Raw genomic sequence first — 6,364 nt, 5'->3', positions numbered from 1 at the left:
ATAAGCTTGGGGCTTTTCAAGCCGCAGCAAGAGCTGGGAGTTTGAAAAGCAACAAGAAATGGGTTCTTAGGGATAGGGACCCGTAGTCAATGGAAAGCGGAACAAATTTTTTCGGATTTGTCAAAAAACAGAAATTTAGGTTGTCCTCAAACTTGACATAGTACCAGATAGAACTAGGAATTTATAATCTGCTAAGAGAATTCTTTTTGAAAACATTGCGTGAAATTCGAAAGTAGGTGATCAAGAATGAGTGCGAAAGGACCATGGCTTTTAGGATGCCTATGGCTTGTCTTATCCTTTTTGATGTTCGCAATAGACAACAAAGTGCTTGGTTCAGTTTGGCTAGGCGCTTCCATCCTGGAGCTGATCATAGAATGGAGAAAGGAGAACAAATAAAAAGATTTTGATTCATTTCATCACTCGACTGGATATTGATCAAAGAGTGCGACGATCCTCGATCTGTTTTCCGCTTCTTCGCGTAAAGAACAGACGTTCGCTACGCTTCTAGAAGAAGAATTTTGAATATCCGTTGTTTCGATCGTCAAAACGACGCCTTCTTGCGTCATGGTCCAAGAATGGATGCATTGGCTGCTTGTAGAAAAACCCGACTTTGTAAAACGTGATCCGCTCAGCTTGTCATAAAGCGCGTCAGGATCTAGCGCCATCCAAGTAATTGTCCATTCGTTCTCGCTCTGGTTCAGACTGCCTGAAAACTGATCTGGAAATGATCGAAGGATCTCGATCCCCTCGGCGGAGAGCACGTCGACTAGCGGACATCTTTGATAAGTCGAATCGACTGTACTCCAGTATGGGTCGCGCTCAAACGAATTCGATGAGATGACTCCATTCACATCCAGAGAAAGATTGATATTCGTTTGTGTTTTCCCGTCGGTACGCGCCAGTGAGACTGCCTCGCTAATTGGTTGTTCCGGCCCGTTCTGTAAATCTTGAACATAGTAAATCCATCCATCCTGTTGAAAACACCAGATTGTCTGGAAACCAAGGAGTCCTTTGTCGATGTCGATCGCATATCCTTCCGGATTGGCTGTGATGGTGGCTTGCGCCACGCAATCCATCCAACGAGCAAGAGCAGTCCCATCGAGATGGTCTTTGGTTTCGAACTCTTTCAGAAGCTTCGCCACCGGTTCCGGCTTTGATTTTTCACCACCAGAACATCCACTCAGTATAGTTGCGATGGTCAAAACGGCAAGTAGAAATCGAATTCTTTTCATTCTGTATTCCTTTCTCTTTCTTCTGCTTTTGGTAAAATAATTTCCTTATTAAATAATTATAACCGAAGAGTGTTAAATAGAAAAACCCATTTCGCTGTTGTTGTGTTCATCATCGATGACAGAACCGCTCAATGGGTTTAAAAGAATTTGTATTTTGCTTTCTACTGTTTTGCTTTTCCTTGGTTGGCGACTGCATCCATCTTCGCTTGAAGCTCTTTCTCGTCCGCTAGATAGTAGTGGTCTTTAAGCTTCATGTCATCATCGAATTCAAAGACAAGCGGGATCCCTGTAGGAATGTTGACTTTCATGATCTCTTCATCGCTCAAGTTTTCTAAGTACTTCAACAACGCCCGCAAGGAATTGCCGTGCGCGACGATCAATACATTCTCGCCACCTTCGATATGCGGTTTGATCGTCTCCTCATAATAAGGAATGACGCGCTCGATGGTCGTCTTTAAACTTTCTCCTAAAGGAAGCTCGTCCTTTGGCACGTTCCGATATGGTTTTTCATTGCGAGGCGCTCTTTCATCTGTTTCTTTTAAAAGCGGAGGAAGAACGTCGAATGAACGCCGCCAGATCAAGACTTGCTCGTCTCCATATTTTTTGGCGGTATCGGCTTTATTCAAACCTTGCAAAGCGCCATAATGGCGTTCGTTGAGCTTCCAGCTTTTTTCTACTGGAATATAATCGAGATCCAATCCATCCAATACGTGATTGAGTGTGTGGATCGCTCGCTTCAAATACGAAGTATAGGCGATATCAAAATCATAGCCTTTATCTTTTAAGATCTTTCCGGCTTGTTTCGCTTCTTTGTGTCCTTTTTCGCTTAGATCGACATCGCTCCAGCCCGTGAAGCGATTTTCTTTATTCCATTCGCTTTCTCCATGACGAATGCATACGAGTTTTTTCATAGTTTGTTTTTCTCCTCTTTTTGTTTGGCTTTATCATACATGCCTTTGACTTGGATCAAATTAATGCCCACGACGACAAGAATTGCGCCATTGAGCCAAGACGGGGAACGATACATTTGAACCGCAAACGCAATAAGCAAGATCACATCAACAAGTGCGATCACATAAATTTGATTTTTCTGCATGGGATTTCCTTTCTGTGAACTAACTTTATTGTAGTCGGAAAAACTTGGATTTCCTATTCAGACACTTAGAACATCTTGCGTGCGATAATAATTGCGACATCTTGTAAGTTCAAATTGAATGAGCTAAACTAAAAATAGAATTGAGCGCTTGGTTCAATGGGTGTGAGAGTCCATGTGGGGTGGATTCTCATTTTTTGTTGTATCAATAATATTTTTTTCATAAAATAAAAGCATGAAGGAATTTGCTGAAGTATATGAAGAAGTGAGCCAAGGAAAATCGGTCCGCGTATATGAAATGGCGGACTTTTGTCAAATCGCTCCTCAAAGCCTCTATCAAATCTTAAATGGAAAACGAAAGCCGACTTCTGGCGATCTTGTGCTACGGATCGCCGAATATTTGCAGCTGCGCCCAAAAGAACGAGAAAAACTAGTCAACAGCTATTTTATGACGATCATCGGCAAAGACGTGTATATTCGAAGAAAAAGCGTGACGAATTTTTTTGATTCCTATAAAGAAGGAATCGGCGATTTGCGCTTTTTTCGAACGAGCACGATCGAAGAGCTCCCCAACTTAATGACGATCTCGAATACGCTTGATCTCGCGCAGCTTGTCTACAATATGTTTTTTGAAACCAAAAAAGAAGTGCTATGCATGTATTTGCCCTCTACTTTTCCGATCCTTGCCAATCTTGTTCGCTCTTATGAGAAAGAAGGCGGGCAGCTGCATATAGAACATATATTTGGGATCAATCGTCAAAAACAAGACACGGAACTCGAAAACAGCACGTTAAGAACGCTGCAAAACTTGATCCCGATCTATATGGGAACGACCGACTTTAAAAGCTACTATTTCTATGAAGACATGGATAGCTTCATGTACCCGTTTCCGTATTATATATTGAGTCATGCCGGATTGATCCAGATCGCTTCCGATTTCAAGAATGCCATCTTGATCAAAGATGAAAAGATCCAAAGCCTCTATTATGCCCATTTTAACGCGCAACGAAAATATTCGACCCCTTTCAATGTGGAACTAACAAAATCGAATCAAATCATGAAAAACAGCCTGTATTATTGGCAGAATAATCAAGAAAGCGTCGTATCCTATCGGTATTATCCATTTCTGTATCCGCTTTTGGATGAAGAACTTTTAAAAGAAACGACAATGGGCATGGATCCAGACTTTCTAGCTGAATCGATCGAATATATGGACTGCGTCCGCGCCAAGCTAGAAGCCTATCCATCGAAACTCTTGTTTACGTTTGAAGGAATCCAAAAATTCATGAAGTTTGGCTATCTAGGCGATATCGATTCTATGACCGAAAATACATTCAATTTGCGCGATCGCAAAGAAATCATTGGCCGATTGATCGATAAATACGATGAATATGGCTATGTGATGCTCAAAGGCATGTTTGGCGGGATCGACCCGCTCATCCAGCTGATGGTCACACCTTCAAGAGGATATGTGCAGATCTTCAACGAACACAAGCAATCCGTATTTTTAGGGATCCGCAACGAAAAGGTGCTCTTCTTGTTCAAAGACTATTTAGAAAATATCCCAGAAAATTTAGTGTATACACCCCAAGAGGCCAAACAGCTTCTAAAACGATTATTGGAGTAAGGCAATGAAAAAATGGATCAAAGCTTTGTTTTATCCTCCCAAAAAGTGGATCGGCCTTTTCGTTCTTGTTTCCATAGCTTTATTTTTGTCGGCCCATTATAGTCAAAACTTATATGGGATCACATGGATCGTATTCTGCTATACGCTTTTCATCAGCGCGCTGGCCAGCCCGCAGCTCATACGCGACCTTTTTATCGTGCTCAACCGCCATAAATGGACATCGATGTTTGTGAATGATGTCAACATCCGCATTTTTGTCTCGCTCTATTTCAATATGTTCATCACGAGTTTGAACGCGTGCTACGATTTTTTCTTCGGCTTGATCGATCAAAGCGAATGGCTCATTGGGATCGCTTTCTATTATGGTGTATTGACGGCTATCCGTTTCTATTTGTTGTCGTATGTCAACCGCTACCATGGCACCTACAAAATTCGCGGAAAACAATTTTTGGAAGATCTAAAGCGATATCGAGCGACAGGCTATTTGTTGATCGCGCTCCTAGTCCCCTATACGTTGATCGCCTATTTTATGCTCGAAAAACAACAGGCGTATTCGTATCGTGGGCTGACTCTGTATGTGATGGGTCTCTTTACGATCTATCAATGGATCATGGTCGTATTCGGACACCTTGTTTACCGTAAGATCGACGCGCCCATTTTAACAAGCAAGCGCGCTTTGAATTTTGCTTGTTCGATCGTATCGCTTTTAGCTTTTGAGACCGCTTGGTTCTCCAACGCGCCTTTTTCAACCCGACAGACGATCCTAGCCTTCAGCGCGAGCATGGGCGGGATCGTGATCTTCTGCATCGCCTTTTATATGGTTCGGCGCGCCCATTCGATCTTATCGCTCAACTTCGTTCCATTAGGAAAAGACAAGCAACACTTTTGGGAAAAGATCCAACAAAAGAAAGCGGACTATGCGGAAGAAAAGAAACGCTATGAAGAAAATCTACGCAAAAACTGGAATATGGAAGAAATCGACTCCAAAAATTGGTGGCATAAAAAAGAAAAATAAGGCCAAACAGGAATCTGTTCGGCCTTTTCAATTGCCTCGAGGAATACGAAGCTCATTTTGACGCATCGCCAAATATAGAATAGGAAGGATCCCTAGGATCCCTAAATAAAAATACCAGGCATAGGCGAATGTAGAAAACTCATATAAGATCGAAGAAAGGATCGCGCTAGCGAACAAAAAGCCAATCGTATAGCGAGAGTGCCGATTTTGTTTCCTCAATAAGATGCCCACCACCAATAAACACAAAGAAATCGCTTTGATCACGCTCTTGATTTGAAGGATCGCTTGAAAAAAACGAGCCGAACGCATGAAAGAAACGCTCAAATAGACGGCTGAATTGGCCACGATCAAGTTAGGAACACACGCGCACAACAAAAATAAATAAAAGACGAGCACGAGCCCCCACGTATTTTTTGACCACGAAAAAAGGCGGCCTAGAAAGTAGCTAGTCATCAAGCATACGAGCACATTCAAGATCGGAAACCAAACTTCATCATGCACCGTCACAAATTTGTTCAAATGCTCGCTGAACTGGATCTTGATCGCATATAGATCGATCCAGTAAAGCGCCAAAAGACCCAAGATCGAAATGAGGATCTCGACACCCGTTTTGATCTGCTTTTTTTTCATCGCTTTCTCCGAACTTGTTTTTGCTTATAAAAGACGCAAAACAACAAAAAGGCAAGGATCCCTACGATCATCACGATCCAAAATTCTCCCCACAACACATAGGTGCCCAACAAAACAAGCGAAACGACCCATAAAAGAACGCTCAAACAAAGCTGAGCGATCATAAGCGCCTCATCTTGTAAATATTTATCCCCCTTGAATGGGGTCCCAAACACTTGCAAGCCTTGGTCTTTGGCATACTTGGAAACGAGTGTCTCAACCAATAGACAAAGAGCGACGCCAATCAAAAAATAGATCCATCCAATCTCAGGAATCCAAAATGTTGAGCCTACGCAAACCCCTTGCCACACAAGCAATGTATAATAATCTTTATTCATGATGCTTTTCTCCTGTTGATTGTATTTTAGGACACCTCCTAAAAAAAAGGTACTCGCTTGCATTATACCCCCAAGGGGTATATTATGGAACTGGGTGATCGATGTGGAAGAAAAAACAGTGATCCGCGACGAGCAAGACGTCCGCAAACTCAAAAATCGTCTCCATCGAATGATGGGACAGCTGAGCGGGATCGAAAAAATGATTGATGAGAATCGGTATTGTGGCGATATCTTGATCCAGGTCGGCGCATTAGAATCTGCCCTGCAATCCTTCGGATATACGCTGCTCGATAAACATCTGCATTCCTGTGTCGTTCATGAAATCAACAACGGCAATGAGAAAGTGCTCGATGAAGTGATGGATTTAATGAAAAAATTAAAATAGGGGTG

General features: G+C 42.3%; 9 protein-coding genes. 4 read left to right on the top strand and 5 right to left on the bottom strand.

What is annotated here, in order from left to right:
• Positions 1-246: 246 nt before the first annotated feature.
• Positions 247-396, top strand: coding sequence for a hypothetical protein (locus tag BO225_RS12290; protein ID WP_158023777.1), 150 nt, complete (start codon positions 247-249; stop codon positions 394-396).
• A 20-nt stretch (positions 397-416) separates the two neighbouring features.
• On the opposite strand, the gene BO225_RS02730 is transcribed toward BO225_RS12290, so the two are convergent.
• The 3 genes from BO225_RS02730 to BO225_RS02720 form a co-directional block, all read right to left on the bottom strand.
• Entirely contained in the window at positions 417-1,232 is an 816-nt protein-coding gene (locus BO225_RS02730; protein ID WP_076340751.1) for a hypothetical protein, read from the bottom strand.
• Between the two features lie 161 nt (positions 1,233-1,393).
• A complete protein-coding gene (gene gpmA, locus BO225_RS02725) occupies positions 1,394-2,143 on the bottom strand; it encodes a 2,3-diphosphoglycerate-dependent phosphoglycerate mutase (RefSeq protein ID WP_076340750.1) in 750 nt (249 codons plus the stop codon).
• A complete protein-coding gene (locus BO225_RS02720) occupies positions 2,140-2,328 on the bottom strand; it encodes a hypothetical protein (protein ID WP_076340749.1) in 189 nt (62 codons plus the stop codon). The genes gpmA and BO225_RS02720 overlap by 4 nt, the downstream gene beginning before the upstream one ends.
• Before the next feature lie 232 nt (positions 2,329-2,560).
• Here BO225_RS02720 and BO225_RS02715 point away from each other — a divergent pair, with 232 nt between their 5' ends.
• Positions 2,561-3,952, top strand: coding sequence for a helix-turn-helix domain-containing protein (locus tag BO225_RS02715; protein ID WP_076340748.1), 1,392 nt, complete (start codon positions 2,561-2,563; stop codon positions 3,950-3,952).
• Between the two features lie 4 nt (positions 3,953-3,956).
• The gene (locus BO225_RS02710; protein WP_076340747.1) at positions 3,957-4,967 is read left to right on the top strand and encodes a hypothetical protein; all 1,011 of its coding nucleotides are present in this window, start codon (positions 3,957-3,959) and stop codon (positions 4,965-4,967) included.
• 27 nt (positions 4,968-4,994) lie between these two features.
• Here BO225_RS02710 and BO225_RS02705 read toward each other — a convergent pair whose 3' ends face one another.
• Positions 4,995-5,597, bottom strand: coding sequence for a hypothetical protein (locus BO225_RS02705; protein ID WP_076340746.1), 603 nt, complete (start codon positions 5,595-5,597; stop codon positions 4,995-4,997).
• Positions 5,594-5,974, bottom strand: coding sequence for a hypothetical protein (locus BO225_RS02700; protein ID WP_143356747.1), 381 nt, complete (start codon positions 5,972-5,974; stop codon positions 5,594-5,596). The genes BO225_RS02705 and BO225_RS02700 overlap by 4 nt, the downstream gene beginning before the upstream one ends.
• 103 nt (positions 5,975-6,077) lie before the next feature.
• On the opposite strand from BO225_RS02700, the gene BO225_RS02695 reads away from it, so the two are divergent.
• Entirely contained in the window at positions 6,078-6,359 is a 282-nt protein-coding gene (locus BO225_RS02695; RefSeq protein WP_198936083.1) for a metal-sensing transcriptional repressor, read from the top strand.
• Positions 6,360-6,364 lie beyond the last annotated feature (5 nt).

Origin of the sequence: Dubosiella newyorkensis (assembly GCF_001945605.1) — a bacterium.
In the GTDB taxonomy this organism is placed as follows: Bacteria; Bacillota_I; Bacilli_A; order Erysipelotrichales; family Erysipelotrichaceae; genus Dubosiella; species Dubosiella newyorkensis.
This window is presented reverse-complemented; position numbering and strand designations above follow the sequence as displayed.